Here is a 21,834-nt window from a genome sequence, read left to right as displayed (position 1 = left end):
GGCGATCAACATCCTATCAAGGCTTGGCAAAACCGTATTTTGCCAGCACTTGCTGCCCGGATTCGGACATGACGAAATCTTGAAAGGCCTGGGCCTTGTCACTACGGCCCTCACGCTGCACCAGAGCGATGGGGTAAGTGACAGGTTCAGTCGTCTTGAGCACCTCCAGCACGTGCACCTTGTCTTTCATGATGGCCGCGTCAGTCGCAAACACAAAACCGGCTTCCACCTCACCACGGGCGACGTAATCGAGCACCTGGCGTACGTTCTGACCCAGGATTTCTCGCTGTTTCACGGCATCCCACTGACCCGCTTTTTCCAAGGCAGCCTGGGTATAGCGGCCCACCGGCACCACGGCCGGGTTACCCAAAGCCACGCGTTTGACATCTGCTTTGTCCAGATCACCCACGTTTGTCACATTGGCAGGGTTGTCGCTTGGCACAATCAGTACCACCTGATTCTGCACAAAATTCTTGCGGGTAGCAGGGTCCACGACCTGGGCTTCTTCCGCCTTGTTCATGGCCTTTTGGTCTGCCGAGGCAAACACATCGACAGGAGCGCCGTTGACGATTTGCTGCAGCACGACATCCGATGCAGCGAAACTGGTCAGCACTTTGGTGCCGGGATGCTCTGCCTCAAACTGGCCAGCCAGTTCCTTGAAGGCATTGGTCAGGCTGGCAGCGGCGGCCACCACCAATTCATCGGCTTGCGCAGTGCCTTGCAAAAACAGGGATAAGGCAGCGACCGATACGACTCGTTTGAACATTGTTTTCTCCTCCAGGACGGGTGTAACGAATGAGTATAATCAGGAAATATATATAGGTATATAGCGTATATCTACCCATCTGCTGAATGAAGCTCATCACCCCGGAGTGATAGCATGATGGCTTTCCAGCCTCGTCCCGGCTACCAGAGGCTCGCTGACAGCCACGCTTTCCGAATTTTTCATCCCCATGACGCAAGCCAGTCTGATTTCCGATTTCATCACCATGCTCTGGTTGCAGGACGGCCTGTCCGCCAACACGCAGCAAGCGTATCGGCAAGATCTGGAGCGCCTGAAGGAGTGGGCTCAGCAAGAGCGCGAAGGCAAAGCGCTGGAGCAACTGCAAGCCAGCGATTTGCGCGAATGGATGGCCAGCCAGGCCGGTCAAAGCAAGGCCAGCACGGCCAACCGCAGGCTGGCCACCTTGCGTCGCTTTTACGATTGGACGGTGCAAGAAGGCATGCGGCAGGACGACCCCTGCCTGGAACTGAGCAGCGCCCGACAAGCCCCGCGTGTCCCGCATACCTTGTCTGAAGAACAGGTAGAGCGCCTGCTGGCCGCACCGGACATACATAATCCCTTGGGGCTGCGTGACCGCTGCATGCTGGAAACCCTGTATGCCAGCGGTTTACGCGTCACCGAACTGACCGAGTTGCCTTTGCAAAATCTGAGCCTGAGCGATGGCGTGCTACGCATAGACCAAGGCAAGGGTGGCAAAGACAGGCTGGTGCCTCTGGGGCAGGAAGCCTTGCACTGGATTGAACGCTATATGCAGCAATCCCGCCCTGCCTTGCTGGGCCAGCGTCGCAGCGACTTTGTATTTATTACCGGGCGTGGCACCTGCATGAGCCGCCAATCCTTTTGGTTGATCGTCAAGAAATATGCGGTTCAGGCCGGGATTCTGGCCCCCTTGTCCCCGCACGTTTTACGTCATGCTTTCGCGACCCATTTGCTCAATCACGGCGCCGACTTGCGCGTGGTGCAAATGCTCTTGGGACACGCCGACATTTCCACGACCCAGATTTATACTCATGTGGCACGTGAGCGCTTGAAAGCCTTGCACGCAGCCCATCATCCACGCGCCTGAGCGCACTACCAAGATATGGCTAAAGAAAAACACGTCAGCGAAACACCGGCCACGCAGTGGCTACGTAAAAATGGCATTTCCTTTACCGAACATAGCTACAACTATGTCGATCATGGCGGAGCCATGGAAGCAGCAGCCCAACTAGGTCTGGACCTGCACCGGGTGGCCAAGACCCTGATCATGGAAGATGAAAGCGCCAAACCCTTGGTCATCGTGATGCACGGCGACCGAGAAGTCTCTACCAAGAATCTGGCTCGTCAAACGGGCGCAAAGAAAATCGCCCCCTGCAAGCCAGAGGTGGCCCAACGCCATTCGGGCTATATGGTCGGTGGCACCTCGCCTTTTGCCACCCGCAAGGCCATGCCTGTGTGGCTGGAAGAAGAACTGCTGGAGTTCGACACGATTTACATCAATGGTGGCCGACGCGGTTATTTGCTGGGTATCAATCCCCAGGTTCTGATCGACAAACTGGGCGCGCGCCCAGTACAGGCTGGTCTGGAAAAAGGCTGATCCCACTTAGCGGCAAGTATAAAAAAGACGGCGCTGTCAGCCCGTCTTTTTTATATTCCGCGCTTGCTTGAACCATCAAACGCCGCAATAAACAGCCTAGTTCTGCTCCCTGCACTTCCTGCCACGCACGGCCACCACCACCACCACCACCACCACCACCACCACCACCACCTCCTCCTCCTCCTCCTCCCGCAACTGGAACTGGATAGCCGCGCACTGCAACACTGTCCGCCCAGTCGCTTTTCACCAGACAAGGTGATTGCACCGCTTTGACATTTCGCCAGATAATTCAAATCTGAATAATAAGAGGGGACCCCATGTTTCAATCCTTGCGCCAGCCCGCCGTAATGACGGTGACTTTGGCAGCGGCTGGCATCCTGATGGTTACCATGGGGATACGCCAATCCTTTGGCCTGTTCGTCGGCCCGATTGATAAGGCAAGCGGCATGGGCATTATGTCCATCAGCTTTGCCATGGCCGTGGGCCAGCTTACCTGGGGGGCGATCCAGCCTATTGCCGGTGCCTGCTCCGACCGCTGGGGCCCGGACCGGGTTCTGATCGCGGGCCTGCTGATTCTGGCATTGGGCTGTGCAGTGACTCCCTTTATAGGCACAGGCCTGGGACTGACCTTGACCTTGGGCCTACTGGCCAGCGTTGGCTCGGGTGCGGCCAGCTTCTCTACCTTGATTGGCGCGGCCGCCCAACGAATTCCTGAGCACGCACGCGGCCAGGCCTCTGGCCTGATCAATGCCGGCGGCTCCTTCGGACAATTCGTCTTTGCTCCCGTCGTGCAAAAGCTGATCGGTTGGGTGGGCTGGATGTCGACCTTTTGGGTTCTGGCTCTGACCGCCCTGCTAACCCTGCCCCTGATCCGCAAACTAAGCCCTGGCAGCAAGGCCCAAAAGACAGCCGCCGCCCCCCGCCCCGCTCCTGTTAGCAGCGGTCCGGGACTGGCCGAGACATTGAAAAACGCCATGACAGATCGCAGCTACTTGCTGCTGAGCCTGGGCTTTTTCACCTGCGGTTTTCACATTGCTTTTCTGGTCACCCACCTGCCGGGGGAAATCGACCTGTGCGGACTGCCGCCTTCAGTAGCAAGCTGGTCCTTGGCCTTGATCGGCCTGGCCAATATCTTTGGCAGTATCGCCGCCGGTTCCTGCATTGCCCGCTGGCGCAGCAAATATGTGCTGGCACTAATGTATGCCTCGCGCGCCGTGCTGATCCTGTGGTACTTGATGATGCCTAAAACCGATCTGGTGTTTTACATCTTTGCCATCGGCCTGGGTCTGACCTGGCTGGCGACCGTGCCACCCACCGCCAATATCGTCGCCAAGCTGTTTGGCACACGTTATCTGGCCACCCTGTTTGGCTTGGCCTTGTTCTCACACCAGATCGGCGGCTTTTTGGGGGCGTGGCTAGGTGGTATCGCCTTGACTCGGTTTGGTGATTACAGCTGGATGTGGTGGGCTGATATTGTGCTGGCCGTACTGGCTGCCATTGTCAATCTGCCGATACGCGAAGCCAAGATCAAGATGCAGACGGCTTAGGCGTCTCAGGAGTAAAACCCTGCTAAACCCCAGCAAAAGCTGCAGTCCCAAAAAGAACGCTTTTTAACGGCCCCTTCATCAAAAAGACCCGCCATCATTGGCGGGTCTTTTATTTGGCGTACACATACGTCCTCTTTGCACCGGAGCAATACGTCGCCCCACAACAGAGTTCTTAGAACATGGTGTTGCTATTGGCAGCCTGCTCCGGCACGGCCTGAATCACATCCCAATGCTCCACGATCTTGCCGTCTTGCACCCGAAAAATATCAATCACCGCCTGCCCCCGGTCAGCCTTGCCATTGGTCGAATGCACATGCAGATAGACCAGATCCCCGTCTGTGGCACTGCGCACAATCCGCGCACGAGACTGCGGGTTCTCTTTGAAATAGCCACTAAAGTAGCCCACAAAAGGCGCCTTCCCGTCCGGCACTTCCGGGTTGTGCTGGATATAGTCCTGGGCCACCACTGTCGCCGCTTCCTGCACCTGATGCTTGTTAAAGAAGCTATCGTAAAAATTGACCACTAGCGTGCGATTGCTTTCTTCCTGAACCACATCACGAGTCGGCGAATTGGCAGCCAACGCTGCATTTGTGCTCAACAAGAAAGAGCCCGCCAATAAAACTGGAGATACCCATCGAATTAACCCTTTCATCAGCCCCACTCCTTGATCAATAACCTACGGTAAAGCGCTGGCGCGAATGGGCAGGATGTTCAATCTCGTCCACCAAAGCGATGGCGTAATCCTCATAAGAAATCTTGCTGCCTTGGTCGGAGACCAAAAGACTGTCTTGGCCCACACGGAATTTGCCCCTGCGCTGACCGGGACCAAACTCTGCCGAGGGCGACAAGAAAGTCCAATCCAGCTCTTTTTCCTGACGTAGCTGATCCAGAAAGGCAATCCCCCCCAAGGCTTCGGTACGATACGCATCCGGAAATGCGGGCTGATCAATCAATCGCTGACCGGGAGCCACTTCAAGACTGGCCGCACCACCCACCACCAGATAACGCGGCACACCAGCCGCGCGAACTGCCGTGATCAGCTTGGAAGGATCCGACGAGGCGAAACGAACGGCGCTAATCGCCACATCGTGACCTTGCAGTAGCGCGATCAAACCGTCCAGATCATTCACATCACCCTGAACAGCCGTGACATTGGGCAGGCTGGCAATTTTTTCAGGATGGCGAGCAATCGCTGTCACTGTATGACCACGATCAGAGAGTTCTTTCAAAAGGCGCGAACCGACTTCGCCAGAAGCACCTATCAATGCAATACGAGACATAACCGCTCCTTGTGTGCTCAAATAAAGACCTGGTCTATAAAGTAGACCATTAAGCGTGATGCTAGACAGTTTTTTGACAGTCCACAAGAAGTCACGCCGGCCATACTAGGTCACACGCAAGTGACTATTGAACACAGGAGAGCAAGTCGCCATGTCCTCATCAAGCGCCACTACACAGGCTTTCAGCCTGATACAGGAAGAGTTCGAGCAACCCTGCCCCATCCGGGATGTGCTGGACCGAATTGGCGATCAATGGAGTCTGCTGATCCTGGAGTCCCTGGCACCGGGCACGCTGCGCTTTAACGAACTAAGTCGGGAAATCGGCGATATTTCCCGTCAGATGCTCTCGCGCACACTCAAGCGCCTGGAAACGGATGGGTTTGTACAACGAACCTTGTACGCAGAAGTGCCGCCACGCGTGGAATACACACTGACCGAACTGGGGCAGTCCTTTCTGGTGCCCATGCGGGAACTGGTGAAGTGGGCAGACATTCATCATGCGCGTATCTGTCAGGCACGCCGGGAATCCAAATCGGGCTAACAGTAGCCGGATGCACCCGGCGGCGCATTACGCCCCACCTCCTGTATTCACCAGCCCCGTTTGCAAGCAAGGCCTGAACGAACGGTCCTACCCCTGCCCCGAATGCCAGTGCCCGCCCTAAACCTAAACCGGAGGGGACGACGCCTTGTCAGCCCCAGGTCGACAACAAAAAAGCCGCATTACGCGGCTTTTTCTATCTACGGGAGCCAAGGCCTCAAGCCGCGCTGGCTGGCAAGCCAAACACCCGGTCAAAGGTCCAGCTAAAGATAAAGGAGTAGATCAAGAAGAACACCAGAATGGCCACTTCCATCCGCAGCGCTTCCATCAAGCCAACCTGATACCACCACATATACAAAGGCACGATGGCAATCACCAGGCCAGCCTCAAAACTGACAGCATGCACGCTACGGCGCAACAGGCTGCGGCCTTTGACCGTTTGGCGAGACTCCCAATACTCAAAAGCGGTGTTGAACACGTAGTTCCAAACAATCGCAATCACTGAGATCGCGACGGCAATAGGTGCAGATTCAGAGGCCTTTCCACCGGCAAAATACGCCAGCAAGAAAGAAGAAAAAACAATGGCAAAAAACTCAAACAAACCCACGTAAAACACGCGGCGTTTCCAACCTTGGAGTGTCATGGCTAAGCTGCTTATGCGCACGCCCCTCAGCCCCAAGATCAAGGAGCCAAGAGAACAGTGCGATTAAAAATACGATGGCGGGCCCAGCAGGAGCCACACCCCCATATATAACGCTCATTTAAGGAGTAACTCACCAACGATACCTACCAAAATACCAACAAAAAAATTTACTTACTCAACAGAGTGTTGTATTTTACATCTATAAACTTGCCAGGCATCGTGGCACAATGCGCACACTCCTTGCGGACGGATTCCGTCGCCAAACGCCCTGGAACACACACAAAGCACTATCAAGGAAGGATGATGACCAAGAAAGTTCGCACTTTTTCTCGGGAAGAAATTTTGCGTGCAAACCAGCATCTCATCAACAATCAGCACGCCGACCGATCTTCGCTGCCGCAAAGTGTTGCTCATGAAATTCGAGAGCGCCATTACACTCGAGACCAGCTGAACCAAGCATTCAGCAAGGCATGGACAAACCTATTCCGGCCCGCCTGATGTGAGCAACTATAATTTTATCTACAGACAACTTGTTAAGGCCCCAAACGATGTAGTTGGGGCCTTAGCTTATGCGCTCTATAAACACGAGAAGGTCGAGTACATTGCAAAATTCAAACAGCAACACAACAATGCCGACCCTAGCGACAAAGAGCTTGCGCATTTCCACTTAACCTCAACTACTGAGGCGCGAATTGGGTCTTATCAGCAATCCGCTGAAGCTCTTCTCAATAACTTCTTGACCGAAGTTCTGACTGAAGCTATCGAGCATCATCAGGAGCAGGTAGAGCAGTCCATGTATATGCGTGCACTGAGGCGGGCTAAGGTCGATATAGGCAAGCAGATAGATTCCAAGCACTCGTTTCTCAGAGGGGTCTGGCAAAATGTTATTGCCGGATTTGTTACAACGCTTATCACTTTCGGCATAATTTTGGGCGCTTGGATGATGACCGTTGGGCCAGATAATATGTTTTGGACCGTCGTTGACCATCTACGCGACAGAGCCACAGACTTAAAACCTGAAACCAAGCCAAACCCGTCTCCTGACCAGGCACTTGCGGGTCTTGGTAAATAATCTTAATGGCTATACAACGGCGTGCTCAATAGCTAATACTAATACCCAATTTTTATAACTTGCATAGCCGTCCCCACGTGTCCGCCTCCGTTTCTACGTAGCGCAGCACACGCATGGGGGTAGCATCTATCTCAGCATCAGAGCGCCACTGGAACGGTCGCTGAGCGGCGGCGCAGTAGCTACCGCCCCTGGGCGTCTGTGTAGGCCACTTCACAAGCAAGCCCTGCTACTCGGCGTCGGTCAGCCTCTGCTGCGTAGACTTCCGCCATTTCATCAAGCCCCCCAAGCAGCTCGGCAAACATTCTGATGGCGGTGTCGGCTGCCTGGCGCTCTGCGGCAACGCTGGCAAGCGCGGTATCCCGACGATAGCGGGCGGCGTACTCTTCGGCTGACTTGCGCACGCGCTCATCAGCAGCGCGGCGCTCAGCAATAGCCACTTGCTCCAACTGTTCTTGCGTTTCACGATCTCGGACCTCCATTTCTTGGGTTAATTCGTGCTCGATCTGCCGCGCCCTGCCTTCCGCGTGGGCGACGGCGATCATGTATTCGGCCTGGGCCTGGTCGTAACCTTTCTTGTGTTGGGCTGAGCCGTACATCTGCAGCCCAATAAAAAGGGCTGCCAGAACAGCAGCCCCCGTTACTGCAGATCGGATAGACATATTTGCCTCTCTGCTTCGCGCCGCCGTTCAAGACCGCGCAGTTTCTTGCCGCCGGCATAAACCCAGCGCGGGAGTTGGTTGCAGGCCCCGGCCATATCGCCAGCCCGCAGCTTGCGCAGCAGCGTGGACCCGCCATAGGCACCAGGCCCCACGTTGTAGACGAAGCTGGCCAGCGCCACGCGAATGCCGTCAGGCAGCGTTTGCGACACCGAGCGATCCACTACAGCCAGAGCTTTGACTACCTCCTGTTTTGTCAGGGCGTCACATTGCGCTGGCGTGGCCACATCACCCAGACGCACGCCGTGCGTATACCCCTCGCAGATAGTCGGGATACCCACAGGGTCCACATAGGCCACCAGCGAACGCCCCTCCCAGGCGGCAACCAGCCCGACAGCAGCGGCAATCACGCCCGCACCGACTTTAGTTTTCAGATCCACTTTTCCACTCCTTGAAACGTGCCCAGCCACGTTGCAGTCCACCTATCAAACGCGCAGCCGACCGCAGAAAATCTGGCAGTTTGATCACAATAAGAATCAGCACATAGGCCGCCCACAGCAGCAAAACGAACTCTTGCAGCGTCCACTTGTAAATCAGTAATGCTGAGCCGGTTGTAATCGGCAGATGTGCTCCATCGTTGTGCAGCATTGGTTTCTTCCCCTTGTTTACGGTCGGCATGGCTGTCTCCCGTGAATAGCCGCGATTGCAGCAGACGTAAAAAAAGCCGCTTAGGCGGCTGGATACTTCTCTTTAACGGCCCGACATTGAGTCACCCATTTATCAACATCTGGCGGTAGTTGCTGGCCCTGCTCCTGCATATGACGAGCCAGCTTGTACACAGCATCGAGCTGATCCCCGATCTTCGGGTACTCTCGTTGCCGACGTTCTGCGTGGTTATTCGGCTGGTGGTGGATTTTCAATGGTGTATCTCCCGTCTAAATAGGGCCAGCGCGTGACCGTGATTTCGTACGTGCCTGGGTACTGGAACGACAGCTCCACATCCCCGCCCTCGACGCACTCATACTGCTGGCCTTCAATCGTAATCATGCTGCCGGGGCGAACTCCACGCAGCACTAGGCCCTCTGCAACAATGGGGCACACTGGACGTTCGCGTGCCTCCCCTCCATAGAACCACCAGGAACTATCGAATGCACCCGGCACCCAATCCCCTTGCCAAGATGCAAGTGTTGGATCTATGACAAGTTGCTGCGGCCCAGAGACCGTCTGCTGAAAGCGGCCGTTTTTAAACAAAGAAACAACTTCCATCATCACCTCATTGTGCAAATTACCGACAGACCCGCTTGCCCATACATATAGTCTGATGCCGTCGCTCCTGTGCCGAATGACTTTTGGCGCAACGTAAATGTATGCGTACCAGGGGCCACACGTGTCTTTAACACCATTGCGCCACCACTATTATTAACATCGACGATAGACCCATATGAAATCCAGTTAACGCGCAGCTGGTGCTCCATAAGATTCCCATTGCCCCAGCCCGCCCCTTGGACGCTGGCGCTAATCGTTACGTCTGCCATATGAGGCAAGGCAATCGTGACATTCAAATCACTCTCTGAGACATTAAGCGTACGAGCATCCGCAGAAGCGCCTGCGTGGATAGCCACTGCGTTACCCGCAATCCTCAGCGTGTCTACCGCCGCATGCACGATGTTCGCTCTATTCACATAAGCAGTCCCAATCGAGGCCATCTTGGACGCCAAGTTCTGGCTCTCGATTTTGTTGGCATCGATTGACTGAATGTTTGCTGACTTAATCCAACTCTGGCCGATGAAGGCCTGGCTGATAAATGCCTGTCCGTTCTGGATTACGAAGGGTGTAGAAATCACTCCATTGACTAAGCTCAGGAACCCAAATCGATCCGCCAGAAACAGAACCTCGCTCTGTACCGGTTTGCCAGGCTCCACAACTACTCCCGCAGAGATCCCGGCAACGTAGGACTTACCGCCAGAATGCACCTCTGTTTTAAGCGTCGTGGTGGCCGAAAGTTTGCCGTTGGTCTCCGCCAAGGCATTCTGGACCAACACCACGCTTGCCAATGCGTTACCCACCTCGGCACTAAGTCCGTTGATTGAGTTCGCCTGAGCGGTAAACTTACCGTCAGCAAGCTGCGTCCACGATTTCAGATCACTTAAAGCTGCAGACTGAGCGGCCAGACCGGTGTTAGGGTCGTTCACGCGATTCTGTAGAGCCGTCTGCGCCTGGCCCTGACTCGCGATAGTCTCGCCCTGCTCCGACACCACGCTGCTCAAGTTGCTGACGGACTGCGCAGTGGCGACTTCAGTGGGATCAATATCAACACCTTGCATCACCTTGGTGACGCAATAGCCCTGAATTTCAGCCCAACCCTTCGTGCCTGTATCGTTAATCGCAAACCCAAACCGGATGCCCGTAAATCCGTCATTCAGTAATGACGCAGGCACAACATACACAAACTCCGCTAGGTGCCATTTCCCGTCTGCAGGCACTTGGTCAGTAACGGTTCTCGAGCTGTAGTTTGTTTGTGCTCCTGAGTCCGCGTCAGTCGTTTTGCGATATTTATATGTAAATCGCATATGCCCATCGGAATCCGCCGATCGCCGCATCCACGCTTGAACACGATATCGTCGGGTGATCGGCAACGTTACAACACTAAAGTTGTAAGTACGACCTGCCCCGAAACGAAATGCTGTGGGAGCTACCCTCCCATCGGCGACTTGAACAAAGTTTGAGCTGATATCCGTGTTGGGGTAATAGCTGTACCAACTTTCAGGGTTGGCCATCATGTAATCTGGCAACAGCGAATCACTGTCCTGCTTCGCTGTCAGTCGAGCGTCAATTTTCGTGATGCTCTGGCCTGCTGACATGATATTTTGCTCAGTTTGCTCAACTCGCGTGTTCAGTTCCTGGGTTGCTACTGCGTTTGCCTCAGTAGCAACCTCCAAGCCTTCTACGCGGGGAGGCAATTCCAGCGGCGGCGTAACGCTCCCCTTATACAAAGCGGCCCAATGAACAATCGCCTCGCCGGGCTGTGTGCCTGGGCCCGGCGCATAATAGAAGCGCAGCTCACGCGGCGCATCGTTTCGGTCGTTTTTTGTAAACCGCAAAACTCTAATCCTGCGATCTACATCCCGCGCCACCTCACCCACATAATTACTCGCCCCGCCAGCCCAAACCCTGACCGCCGAATTCAGCGTATCAGACGGATCTTTGTGGTGAGTCACGCAGGTTACCAACGTGTACTCCTGACCAGGAATGAAATCCTCGGTCAAGTGATATCGGCCAAACAAATAGGTGGACGTGGTCCTAATCAGCTCGACGTCCGAGTGAATGAGCAAATTCTGCCCAACCCCAGCAGCCCCACTCAGCGTGCTCAAGCCACTCTGCACAGTGGTCAACGCGCTGCTGTTTGCCTGCGTTTTGCCCTCTACGGTTTCAACCCGATTTTCAAGCGTACTAACCGATGCTGCTGTGGCCACCTTGCCCGCGCCCGTTGGCATACGGGCCTCCAACGCTTCAGATCGAGAAGCCAGTGCGCTGTCAGCGGACGCTCGGGCCTGAGCCTCTGCTGTCACGCTGGCCTCGGTCGCCAACTTGCCGCCGCCAGCCGGCATACGGGCTTTCAGTCCTGTGACCTCGGTCATCACGGCCTCATCGCCCGAGACCCGCGCCTGCCTCTCATCGAAGATCAGGCCAGACGTGAGGTTGCCTAATGCTGCCCCAGCCGGGTCTGCCTTGCCCGTCAGTTTTACACTCAAAGTCTCGCGCTTGGTCGCTTCCGCAGAGTCTGCCGTAGCGCGTGCCGTTGCCTCATCAGACAGCGCGGAGCCGGACGCCCCAGGCGCCGGACGTCCGACGGCTACCCAGTCAAAGGCAAAATAATTGGTGGCAGTCCTTCCTGTACCGCCGCGCAGCAGCAAACCGTCAATCGTGCCGGTATGCTCATGCGATAACACCAGCATACCAATGCCGTTTTCATCCCACGCTGGCTCTGCGGGCTTGATCGCAACATAACTCGTCGCCCCAGGCGCATACACGCCCACAATACAGTCCCAGGTCGGCGCACCCACTTTGCGCACGCGTACGCGCAGTTGCTGGAACTCCGCGCCGTTAATGCCCAGCCCTCGGGGGGATCTCGTATAACCGGGGCTATCGTTAGGCCGCAGCCAGCTCCCTTCCACCAGGGTCGCGGTACTCCAGCCTTCCGTGCTGCCTGTGAAGTACCAGATTTTGGCATGATCAAACTGCTCACCCACGCCAGCGGACAACAGCGTCATCTGACGCGCCAGCCCCTCATACTGGGTCGTGCGCGCTGCTTTCTCCTGAGCGATAAGCCCCGAGGTCACGCCGTCCAGATCTGAGCCCTCATGCCCACCACGCAGCTGCGCGGCCAGCATCTGCCGCTGATTGGCCTCGGCGCTGTCGCCCGATGCCCGTGCCTGGGCCTCCTGCGATATCGCCGCCGCATTCGCGCCCACGGCTGCCGTGACGGTGTCTATTTGGCCGGCCAGCGAACTGTCGGCCTGCTGGCGCTCGGTTTTCTCCTGCGATATCGCCGCGCCCCGCTCCTGCGCCTCAGACAACAGGCCGGCGGCCAACGCTTGTGCAGCGGCCACATCACCATCCAGGCGAGCCTGGGCCTCGGCGGCTAACGCCGTGGCTCGGTCCTGCTTCTCTTGCGCCAACGCCTGCGCATTCCTGGCCAGATCGTCGGCCAAACCAGGAATCATCACATCGTTGATTTGATCGACCAACTGGATGGGACGCAGCAACTCACCAGTTAATTGGTTCTCGCCTATCTGGCCCTCCAACAATTCCAGAATGTCGTCGGCATCCGCGCTGGACTGCCCAAGCACGCCCGCACCTGACTCTGGGAACCAAGGGCCTGGCTGATCGGCTTCATCTCGTATCCGCGCCCAAAAATAAAAAATCCGGCCAGCGGCAAGACCGGCCATTTCATGAGACGACTGTGGATACGAAAACTGCCCCAGAGGGGCAGCATCAAGAAACTCTGGTGTCTGGCTGTGCCAGATCTCGATATATCGTAGCGCAATGGCAGACGGCCAAACCCACTCAAGTCGTATTCCAAAATTCAGGGGCTTGGCTGCTAGATCAACAAGTGCGGCTGGCGGTAACATTGTGGCGCTGATATAGCCCTGCCAGACCTTCCAAGGCCCTGGCATTGCCCCAACACCTCGAGCACGAACCCACCAAGGTCCCGCAGGGAGTCGGATGCGAATCGAGGGGGCTGTATCGCTGCCCAAAGGAGCCCAACTCGCACCAAGATCATCACTCGCTTGAAACTCATATCCTTGTGCCCCACGCGCTGGCGTACACGCGGCAATCTGCTCACCAGAAACAGGAGTGGCATACACCGAGACCTCATTAACAATGGGGGCATTCGGGGTCATTGGCAATAAAGAAGGCGGATTGGGAGGAGGCACCGCCCCACCGTATTCAGCGGCGTGAACTGAATCAGCGTAGTTCACAAAATCCAGCGTCACATTCCCTTGCTCATCGGGAACAGCACTCACCGCCTGAGCCAGCAGCGACCGACGCTCTCCGGGCCCAAACTGGTAATACGTAAACTCCTCGCCCTGCCCATCCGACACGAAAATCGCATACCCATCCACACCGTCAGCAATTACGGCTTCGCGCTCGTGGCTCCCTTCAACGACGCGGTACGGACCGTCGGGCGATCCATCGCGCTTTCGTAGATTGATGTAATGATTCTCTCCACGCCACCACTCCAACGGCTCAGAGGTAACCAGCGTTTTGGTATCGGGGTCGTAACCCTCGATAAACCCCGTCAAACCCCACTTGGGCACATCGTGGCTAATTTCCACCAGATCGCCATAGCGAGGGATATTGCCCTCAAGCTCGGTCTGAAACGACACGAAACGACGCTGATCGCGGTTTTGCGCAGCAAGTGAAATGCCCTCACGCCATGCCTGCTCCCGTTGAACAATACCGGGGATCTGCAGACGGTACGGGCGCATCTGTGCGCTGCCCGGCAAGGTACACACCACCTCGTCTGGCTGCCACGTCTCTTCATTGATAAACTCGACAACAACGTGGTCCGGGCTGTCATGCTCTGGAAACACGTAATCGATAGAGAACGAGTTTGTGACCATATTGCCAGGCGTGAACATCTGCGTCTTAACTGTCTTCGGCTCATTGCGAATGAAATCGATCACGCCGGCGTAGTACATGGGCATGGCACGACCAACACGAGCAATTCGCGTCAGTGCATCCCACAATGTCGTAGCTGTATCAAACACACCATCATAGGTGTCACCTCGCGCCTCCCAAATTTGAGCCAAGCGATACAGCCCAGGCAAATTAATGCGACTGTCTGGCAACCCACGGCCATATACCGAATTCTTACAGGCATCCGCAAGCGCCCAGGCTGGGTTGCGGGTAGCCTTCATCGTGTACGACCAACCGTTCATGGGGTCCCAGGTACGTAGCTTGCGAGTTGCAATCACATTGATCCGCCGGGCCGTAGACTGATTCAAACTATTGGTAGCACGCGCCACAACGGCTAAAAGTGTAATGTCGCCGTAGGACTCTTTCGAAGGCAGATAAGCTCGCAACCCCGACCAAACCACCGTGTTCTGGTTCTGCTCACTAAGAATTTTGGGGTTCACGCGAATAGCACGAACCTCATACCGGCCGTCAGGCACATCATGTCGATAGGAGCGAGTTTGAGGGGTCGCCGTATTGTCTTGCCAATACCCATCAGTCAGCAATCTCCAGTCGCCTACCGCTGCTCCCGAATCATCGATAGGCCGAATCTCAATATGCCATTGCACCCACGATGTCCGCAGTCCATCTCTGTGAGCATTGAAGAGTCCCGCTGGCACAGCCATGTCGATCCCAATGGCATTGCATGTCGTACCCGCTGGGTTCGAGACGAAAGGCCCCACATACCCTCCGCCGCCCTCTTCGTTTGCCGCTTTAAGCTCAATGCCTTGGACGGCGCTCGATGTGACAACATTGTCCGGGAACAGCGTCACTTTCTCGCCTGGTCGCACAACTTCCCATGTGACCTCCGCAAAGTTCTCAATGGGTGTATCTTCGATCCGAATCTTCTCAATATCGAGCTCACCCTGCCCCAGGCAAAATAGCTGGTATAGAAAAACGTTATTAGAGTCTGTTTCGGTGTACGGCTGCGCGGCAAAGTCCGGGTACACGCGAAAGCGGCCGTACTGAACCGGGATCGACTCCATAAGTCGCGCCGTATTACCTTGGGCTCCGATCGTGTAGGTCGGGCTGGCCTGCTCACGCGCCATGGTGCTGGGCGGCTTTGCGGGCGGAAAAATAGCAGACAGGAGCATGCCGCCTGCCACCATCACGGCGGTAGAGGCGACAGCACCAACAACGGACATCCCAACCGTCGTTACCCCAGCAGCTACGCCTGTTGCTGTTCCATATGCAGCGGCAGCCAATCCACCCGTATAAATTGCAGCTGCAGCCAGCGCAATCATTGCCACCATCTGCAATGGGTTAGACCCACCACCACCCGCAGGGAGTAGCGCGACTAACACGACATCTTCAGATTTCAGCCGGTACGCCCACTTATCCTGCGTCAGCCAATTACCATTCACTTGCACAACAAAAGAGTGGTTGCGGACAAGCGAACGACCGCGACCGCGAATGAGATGCTCACGACGCAAAACAGTATCCAGGCGTGTTCCAGCACGCACGGCCGTCTCAACCCGATCCAAGTGTGGTCGGAACGGGTTCTTACAGATAGTGATATTAGGCATAGATTCGGTAAAACGTAGGACGGGCAAAGCCCATGAAATTCAGGTCACGCAAGGCCGTGAACACAACACCCTTGCCCTCCAGCGCGTGCAAGACGCCGCCGCCATCCAGATCAAGATAAATGCCGACATGCGGGTCATTGCCGTCTCGCAGCAAGACGCCATCGCCATGCGCTGGGGATGCGGCAATCTCCCACTCCCCCGATCGCATCTTGCGTGAGTACATCTCGCGGGTCGGGTCGCCAAACTCAACATCGGGTATGCCGCCGCCGAAATAAGTTGCGCGGCAGTGCAGCAGCAAACCCCAGCAGTCGTATTGATCCGGCCCGCGAGCGCCCAAACGCCACCCCAGCCCGATATAGCGATTTGCATCATCAGAAGTCATCAGCGCACCAAACCAGGGAAGCGGCTGGCCATGTATTTTTCAAATGGGAAAGCAAAATTGTGAACATCGGACAGCGAAGCCGTGCCAGATACTGACGTCCCTGTCACCGACACTTTCGACAGAACCATATTCAATGGAGGGTCCATCTGCGGCTTAGTCAGATCGGTGGACAAATAAGGCCGGTAGGTGACCTCGATAGGCTCACGTTCGGCAATGGCTGCCTCAATATGGCCAACCACTTCACGGCTCACCCCGTCGATAGTGATCTGCAACTGGGGGACTTTGCCCTCTTCAAACCCCGGCAACTTGAACCGGAACGCACCCGCAATAAACTCAACATACTGACCAGGATGCAGAGGCGCATCGCCCTCCAGTTTTGCGGTGATGTTCTCGTAGCCGATTACCACGCGAATGGCCGTTGGTAGACCAGAGTCATCCCGAAACGCAGGATGCCTCACTTCTAACGTGTCAAAGATCACACGGTCAGTGGGTGCCGATGCGTAGGCTTCTTTCAGCGCTTGCTCAAGTGACATATCAAACGTCCAAAAAAAAACCCCGGACAGAGCCGAGGCCAGGGATAGAAAAGCCCACCCGAAGGCGGTGTTAAAAGTTACTCAGAGTCTCAAGTTGGCCGGACACTTTCCAATGCCCGCCACCGATTCGGTCCTCTGTTGGCGCTCCAAGCCACCGACACCGCTTTTGCATGATTCCGCCTGGGCCATCGACCGTCACCATGAACCAGTCCGCGTACCCGTTGAGCGTATTCACGCAAAAGTCGTAATACTCGTCGTACTGGCCTGCCATGACAAGAAAATTGACAGGAATCGTGATCGGGAATACACGAAACCTGCGCCGCGTCCGAGCCATGCCATCATCCATGTCAGTGCGAGTGAACGGGTCTTTCGGCTGGCGCTGAAATCCGTCCAATAGCGGAACGTCCAAGGGCCATACTGGTATTGCCATTTCTTACCCCAATTTCGGCGTCAGTGCGTAGCGCCGTTCTATGGCCTGCCCAACAGCCCCTTGACCTGATGCAATACCGCCTGCAACGCGGCGCTCGATCTGTTTAAACATGATATCCAGGTCGATGCCGCCGTTCTGGTTGCGCCGAGCCGATACCTCTGGCTGGCCCTGTGCGCCCTGAATGTTGACGTTGATTTCGGGAAGTGCAGGCGACATAACGGGCATACGAGGCATCTCCGCCCTCACGCCAAGCGATCCATCCGAGCTTCGCTTGAGCGGCATAATCGCTTCTGGCCCCGCCTCACCAAAAACACCCGCTCCCTTTGCAAATGCGAAGAATTGAGGGGAGTCGTAAACATCACCCGAGTATTTGGAAAGGCTCGGACTGTCATATACGTTGCCCTTGGCATTGAATGTCCAGTCGAGCCCTGGAGTGACCCCTGCCGGGGCGGCACCACCAAACAGGTTACCCAAGGCCCCGCCCAGCGCACCGGCCAGCGGGCCAGTGATCGATTGCTGTATGGCGATGCGGATCATGTCTTGGATGATGCTATTAGCCAGGTCTGAAAACGACGCTTTACCTGTCGTAGCGAACTGAACAAGCGCGTCTTCCATGCCCTTAAAAGAGGTTGTTGCCAGGCTATTTACTGAGCGGTACACATTTGCGGCCTCATCCGAGTAATTGGCCAGCCCTTGACTGGCGCCCAGAACCCAGCTCGACTGCAGCTTATCCACCTCGGCGTAATAGCTTTGCTCTATTGCCAGCCGGCGCTGCAGCTCTGCCTGGATCTTGTCCGACTCTTCACGGTAGCGGTCTTGACCGATAAGGCCTAGATCAGCACCACGCGAGAGCTGGCGTTGATATCGCTCAAACTCTCGATAGATGGACCGCTGAGCCTCAACACGCTCCATCGCCTTGTCACCCAAACCGAAGGCGTCCAGAACTCGCTGATGCTGCTCATTCTGATTGGTTCTGGCCGTGGCCATCTGCTCAGATACCTGCGCAGCACGCTCCTGAAACTTGAGCAATGCTTCCCTGGCTTTTGCCTCTTGCTCCACCGCTACGTTTACTTGCATCTGCGTTCGCAGCTTATCCTCGGCAGCCAAGATGGATTTCTCGTCTGCTGTCAAAACTTTCTTTGTCTTGATATCAGCAATCTGCTGCTCAAACGCCGCTAATCGCGACTTCTGCGCGGACAGCTTTTCAGTTCCTACTGCCTGGGCTCGCAAGGACGCCTCTTGCTCTCTGAGCGTCATCAGCAGGCGCGTGGCTGTATCATTGGAGTAGGCCTTTGTCTTGCCTCCCCCGCCCTCCTTGTACTTATCCCGGATCGACTTTTCGACTCTGGCGATATTCTCAGGATCTAAATATTTACTTTCAGGGTTGGTTTTCCTTATATCTGCCAACTCATCGTGGAAAGCTGCGATTTCCTTACGTGCTTTTTCAGCCTTGGTTGCAGCGCCTTCGAGCCGCTTATTCACTTTATCCTGGGCTTCAATTGCAGCTTTTTGCTCCTTCGCATTAAGGCCCTTTGCCCAAGCCGTGAAATCATCACCAGCTGCCTTGGCCTTAACATCAGCATCTACCGCCAACGCTTGCAATTTCCCTCGGATTGCAGAAATTGCACTCTGTCTTTCAGTTCCCGTCAGAAAAACCTTCTTAATGCTATCCTCTGTCGCATCCGCCGAAAGCCCCAAGGAAATCAGCGTTTGTTCGTACCCCTTAATACTGTCTTCGGCAATCCGGAGAATATCGCTGGTCGTGGCCTCTCTGCCAACCCCCTTCATAATGTCCCAAGCCTTCGACGCCGCCCCTGCGACTGCATTCCATGCTTGCTCAACGTACCCGAGAGAACCCTCAACCTCGCTCAGGCGTTCTTTAGTGACATTGGCATAAGTCTCTTGCGCCAGTTGGGCGGCTGCCTGCTTGTTTCCCTGCTCCTCTAGCGCCTGAATTTGCTCATAAATAGAGGCGGTTAAGTAGTTGTATTGCTCATTCAGCTTGGCCGAAGCCTTAGTGGGCTCTTCGGCCAGGCGCTCAAACTCGTCAACCACATCCGCCATTTCACGCCGAAGCACCTGATTTGAGCGAATGGCAATCTCAGCGACAGTGCCAATCTGGTCCCCTGCGATCTTGCCGGACTTCGCGATTTCTGTCAGGGCCCGGACCGCTCGTCCACGGGTAACCCCGGCCAACTGATCCAAACCATCAGCCATCTGCGATAACTGATCCAAATTCAAGCCGATCGCGCCATTGGTCATTGTCAGGTCGGTGCGAAACTCATCCATTTCCCGACTGCCTTGGTACCAGGCTAGGCCCAATGCGGCGACCGCCCCCGCAGATAAAGTTGCGGGATTTACCATTCCCATCAGGGTGCTGCTCAATGCCTGTGCAGCCGGAACAATGCCACCGAACATATCCTTTAGTTGCCCCCCTTGCTGGAGCAAAACAGTTAAAGGGCGCTGGCCACCTTGCAAAGACACAATGATGTCCGTAATCTGAGCAGGGGTGCCGCGCAGGGCAGCAGCGTACTGCCCTGCTGAAATGCCGTGCTTGTTGAACTCGATAGCGGACTTGCGAGCAGCAGCCTCGCTCGCGTTAAGTTTCCGGGTGATCTCGTCAAGAACCGGACCGCCGGTCTTCAAAGTCGCGTTATACGCAATCTGCTGCGCGCGCGTCATTCCCACCGTGTCGGCTTGGCGGATCAGCGCATCCACTCGCCGCTTCTCGGCCCCAGACAATCGCTGATATTGAGCCTGAGCATCTATGCTCATGGATGTAATGCTGGCTTTAGCCTTTGCTGTAGCCGCCTCCACCCCCTCAGCGTTGGCTGTAATGTCAATTCGCGCTGTCGCGATTGTTTGACCTTCCATTTCACTCACCCATGAAAAAGCCCGCACGGACGCGGGCTTAAGACCTCTTTAACTCTATGCTTGGACTAGGAATCACTCCCGTCCAGCTAATCTTGTAGTTCTAAGCAACTTAAATACCATGCATTCTGAAATTCAGTTATAGCCTCTTCTTTCCCGGCTTCTGTGTGAAATAACGGCATGCGGTAGGCAGCAACAACGATTCGTTTTAATGTATCTGCATACACAGCACCATCATCCTCAGTGAGTGAGGCCATAATTTTCTGAGCTGGCACGCCGTTCTGACGAGCTGACATAACTGACTTAGAAAAGTCTCCGACAAAATTACAAGTACTCTGGTTATCCTCTGCTGAGCTGGCTTTAGCAACCGATATACAGAGAGCAACAAGTACAGTACCAAGCAATACCTTCCTCATCCCATCCTCCCTAAAGATGACGGAATGATACCAGTGGCTATTCCTTGTAGATCTCCGCCAGCACTTCCGCCTCTATCGTGCGGATGTCGTCCATGATTTCTTCGCGCTCGTCACCCTCGATGCCGGAACAATCTAAGTCTGCAAACAAAATGGCGTAATTCAAACCGCTTGGGCCACCAGGCCCCTGAATCCACTGCGTGCGGTATTTCAGGTATAGCTCTACAGCCGGCCAACACTCCGGCCAGACTTCAACAAAAGGTTCCTTGTAGTGGCTTTGCTTGAGGCCAGTCCCACGCAACTGAGCGGCGGTCGGGCGCCGCCACATCAACGCCCGAACCACCGCCTTTAGTTTCCCTGCAGCTTGACCTTACGTGCCTCATGAAAACCTTGAACGATTGACGCCAGAATACCAGGGCGCTCATCCTCCATTTCTGTCGCACCCTCTACCGATAGAGAGTAATCGGTATCCCAATCCTTAACCAGGAAGAGCACAAGAGAAGGGAAAAACGGTGGGGCATCCGGCAAACCCAGCTTTTCCACCTTCTCTGTAAACTCGCTGGGCTTGCGGTTATGGAACGTCAAAGACAGGGTGTTTTCTTCACCACCACCGGTCAACTCCAGTTTGGCCGGGATTGTCTTGGGCGCATTGCCTTTTTTGATAGCCATGTTCGTCCTTACGCTGCGGGAATCAAGGTGCCTTCACTGCTCATCAGATAGAAAGTCACCGCGTTCTTGATTGGATTGCCCGACTGCATATTCAGGCCGGGATTGAAGTGAACGTAGCCAAATTCATAGACAATATCGCCATCAGGCAGCTGGATACGGATCACTGTCGGCTTACGCTTGCGAGAAATCGCCTTGGCCGCCTCAAACCAAGGCATGCTGGCGTCATAATCCAGTTGCAGTGCATATTGCCGAGCGGATTGACCAATAGGCACCTGGAACTCCTGGCCCATTGGGTCTTCCAGCCATTTGCCGGTATAGGTTTGCGGCTCACCACCCGAACTGGAAAGCTCACCCTGCTGAGAGAAATCAATAAAAGTACTGGCCACGGCCACACTGCCCTTGCCGCCGCCAGGCCGGAACAGATCGCTGTCAGTCGTATCGATGCCGATCAGCGGCGTCTTGCCGGTAGCAGTCAGGCCAGCTACGGCGGCACGATTGTTAATAGCGGCCCAGCTGGATGCCACCACCACAACCGCATCTTTTGCCAGTGTGCCCTCATGCGTAATTTCAGCCGGGCTGCCATTGCTGATAGCGGTAAACGGGATGGGCTCGGCCAATGCAGTGGCAAAACCCACTACCGAACCATCAGGGAATTTCAGTGCCATTGCAGGCTC

Annotated in this window: 22 protein-coding genes; 5 read left to right on the top strand and 17 right to left on the bottom strand. The window is 55.4% G+C overall.

What is annotated here, in order from left to right; genetic code table 11:
* Positions 1-16 precede the first annotated feature (16 nt).
* Complete coding sequence (gene modA / locus OKX01_RS04305; protein WP_094195818.1) at positions 17-766, bottom strand: molybdate ABC transporter substrate-binding protein; 750 nt, start codon at positions 764-766, stop codon at positions 17-19.
* 187 nt (positions 767-953) lie between these two features.
* Between modA and xerD the strand changes: the two genes are divergently transcribed.
* The 3 genes from xerD to OKX01_RS04290 all read left to right on the top strand — a co-directional run bounded on the left by xerD (position 954) and on the right by OKX01_RS04290 (position 3,907).
* Entirely contained in the window at positions 954-1,850 is an 897-nt protein-coding gene (gene xerD / locus OKX01_RS04300) for a site-specific tyrosine recombinase XerD (protein ID WP_264672526.1), read from the top strand.
* 15 nt (positions 1,851-1,865) lie between these two features.
* The gene (gene ybaK / locus OKX01_RS04295) at positions 1,866-2,360 is read left to right on the top strand and encodes a Cys-tRNA(Pro) deacylase (protein ID WP_094195816.1); all 495 of its coding nucleotides are present in this window, start codon (positions 1,866-1,868) and stop codon (positions 2,358-2,360) included.
* 317 nt (positions 2,361-2,677) lie between these two features.
* The gene (locus OKX01_RS04290) at positions 2,678-3,907 is read left to right on the top strand and encodes an MFS transporter (RefSeq protein WP_125277012.1); all 1,230 of its coding nucleotides are present in this window, start codon (positions 2,678-2,680) and stop codon (positions 3,905-3,907) included.
* A 172-nt stretch (positions 3,908-4,079) separates the two neighbouring features.
* On the opposite strand, the gene OKX01_RS04285 is transcribed toward OKX01_RS04290, so the two are convergent.
* Both OKX01_RS04285 and OKX01_RS04280 read right to left on the bottom strand, forming a co-directional pair.
* Entirely contained in the window at positions 4,080-4,559 is a 480-nt protein-coding gene (locus OKX01_RS04285) for an ester cyclase (RefSeq protein ID WP_094195814.1), read from the bottom strand.
* Positions 4,560-4,575: 16 nt separating this feature from the next.
* Entirely contained in the window at positions 4,576-5,187 is a 612-nt protein-coding gene (locus tag OKX01_RS04280) for an NAD(P)-dependent oxidoreductase (RefSeq protein ID WP_264672525.1), read from the bottom strand.
* 151 nt (positions 5,188-5,338) lie between these two features.
* Between OKX01_RS04280 and OKX01_RS04275 the strand changes: the two genes are divergently transcribed.
* Positions 5,339-5,728, top strand: a complete 390-nt coding sequence (locus OKX01_RS04275) for a winged helix-turn-helix transcriptional regulator (protein WP_264672524.1) — start codon at positions 5,339-5,341, stop codon at positions 5,726-5,728.
* Between the two features lie 214 nt (positions 5,729-5,942).
* Here the strand turns inward: OKX01_RS04275 and OKX01_RS04270 are convergent, their stop codons facing one another.
* The gene (locus OKX01_RS04270; RefSeq protein WP_094195811.1) at positions 5,943-6,368 is read right to left on the bottom strand and encodes a PACE efflux transporter; all 426 of its coding nucleotides are present in this window, start codon (positions 6,366-6,368) and stop codon (positions 5,943-5,945) included.
* A gap of 499 nt (positions 6,369-6,867) precedes the next feature.
* On the opposite strand from OKX01_RS04270, the gene OKX01_RS04265 reads away from it, so the two are divergent.
* Positions 6,868-7,440 (top strand): hypothetical protein, encoded by a 573-nt coding sequence (locus tag OKX01_RS04265; RefSeq protein ID WP_264672523.1) that lies wholly within the window; start codon positions 6,868-6,870, stop codon positions 7,438-7,440.
* A 179-nt stretch (positions 7,441-7,619) separates the two neighbouring features.
* Here the strand turns inward: OKX01_RS04265 and OKX01_RS04260 are convergent, their stop codons facing one another.
* The 13 genes from OKX01_RS04260 to OKX01_RS04200 all read right to left on the bottom strand — a co-directional run bounded on the left by OKX01_RS04260 (position 7,620) and on the right by OKX01_RS04200 (position 21,825).
* Positions 7,620-8,099 carry a DUF2514 domain-containing protein gene (locus OKX01_RS04260; RefSeq protein ID WP_264672522.1) on the bottom strand — a complete coding sequence of 160 codons (480 nt, stop codon included), beginning with the start codon at positions 8,097-8,099 and terminating at the stop codon, positions 7,620-7,622.
* The gene (locus OKX01_RS04255) at positions 8,078-8,536 is read right to left on the bottom strand and encodes a lysozyme (RefSeq protein WP_264672521.1); all 459 of its coding nucleotides are present in this window, start codon (positions 8,534-8,536) and stop codon (positions 8,078-8,080) included. The genes OKX01_RS04260 and OKX01_RS04255 overlap by 22 nt, the downstream gene beginning before the upstream one ends.
* Positions 8,520-8,774, bottom strand: a complete 255-nt coding sequence (locus tag OKX01_RS04250) for a hypothetical protein (RefSeq protein WP_264672520.1) — start codon at positions 8,772-8,774, stop codon at positions 8,520-8,522. Before OKX01_RS04250 ends, OKX01_RS04255 begins: the two co-directional genes overlap by 17 nt.
* A 216-nt stretch (positions 8,775-8,990) precedes the next feature.
* A complete protein-coding gene (locus OKX01_RS04245; RefSeq protein ID WP_264672519.1) occupies positions 8,991-9,365 on the bottom strand; it encodes a hypothetical protein in 375 nt (124 codons plus the stop codon).
* Positions 9,365-15,889 (bottom strand): phage tail protein, encoded by a 6,525-nt coding sequence (locus tag OKX01_RS04240; protein WP_264672518.1) that lies wholly within the window; start codon positions 15,887-15,889, stop codon positions 9,365-9,367. The genes OKX01_RS04245 and OKX01_RS04240 overlap by 1 nt, the downstream gene beginning before the upstream one ends.
* On the bottom strand, positions 15,855-16,244 hold the full coding sequence (locus OKX01_RS04235) for a C40 family peptidase (RefSeq protein WP_264672517.1): 390 nt from the start codon (positions 16,242-16,244) through the stop codon (positions 15,855-15,857). The genes OKX01_RS04240 and OKX01_RS04235 overlap by 35 nt, the downstream gene beginning before the upstream one ends.
* Entirely contained in the window at positions 16,244-16,777 is a 534-nt protein-coding gene (locus OKX01_RS04230; protein WP_264672516.1) for a DUF1833 domain-containing protein, read from the bottom strand. Before OKX01_RS04230 ends, OKX01_RS04235 begins: the two co-directional genes overlap by 1 nt.
* Before the next feature lie 70 nt (positions 16,778-16,847).
* The gene (locus OKX01_RS04225; protein ID WP_264672515.1) at positions 16,848-17,207 is read right to left on the bottom strand and encodes a hypothetical protein; all 360 of its coding nucleotides are present in this window, start codon (positions 17,205-17,207) and stop codon (positions 16,848-16,850) included.
* Between the two features lie 3 nt (positions 17,208-17,210).
* The gene (locus tag OKX01_RS04220; RefSeq protein WP_264672514.1) at positions 17,211-20,081 is read right to left on the bottom strand and encodes a phage tail tape measure protein; all 2,871 of its coding nucleotides are present in this window, start codon (positions 20,079-20,081) and stop codon (positions 17,211-17,213) included.
* Between the two features lie 86 nt (positions 20,082-20,167).
* Complete coding sequence (locus tag OKX01_RS04215; RefSeq protein WP_264672513.1) at positions 20,168-20,494, bottom strand: hypothetical protein; 327 nt, start codon at positions 20,492-20,494, stop codon at positions 20,168-20,170.
* Between the two features lie 37 nt (positions 20,495-20,531).
* Positions 20,532-20,819, bottom strand: coding sequence for a DUF1799 domain-containing protein (locus OKX01_RS04210; protein WP_264672512.1), 288 nt, complete (start codon positions 20,817-20,819; stop codon positions 20,532-20,534).
* A 20-nt stretch (positions 20,820-20,839) separates the two neighbouring features.
* On the bottom strand, positions 20,840-21,160 hold the full coding sequence (locus OKX01_RS04205) for a hypothetical protein (RefSeq protein ID WP_264672511.1): 321 nt from the start codon (positions 21,158-21,160) through the stop codon (positions 20,840-20,842).
* A gap of 8 nt (positions 21,161-21,168) precedes the next feature.
* The gene (locus OKX01_RS04200; protein ID WP_264672510.1) at positions 21,169-21,825 is read right to left on the bottom strand and encodes a phage tail protein; all 657 of its coding nucleotides are present in this window, start codon (positions 21,823-21,825) and stop codon (positions 21,169-21,171) included.
* Positions 21,826-21,834: the final 9 nt, after the last annotated feature.

Origin of the sequence: Alcaligenes sp. SMD-FA, from assembly GCF_025960365.1 — a bacterium.
Lineage (GTDB): Bacteria > Pseudomonadota > Gammaproteobacteria > Burkholderiales > Burkholderiaceae_B > Alcaligenes > Alcaligenes aquatilis.
Note: the sequence above shows the minus strand (reverse complement) of the source record. Positions and strands in the feature narration are given on the sequence as shown.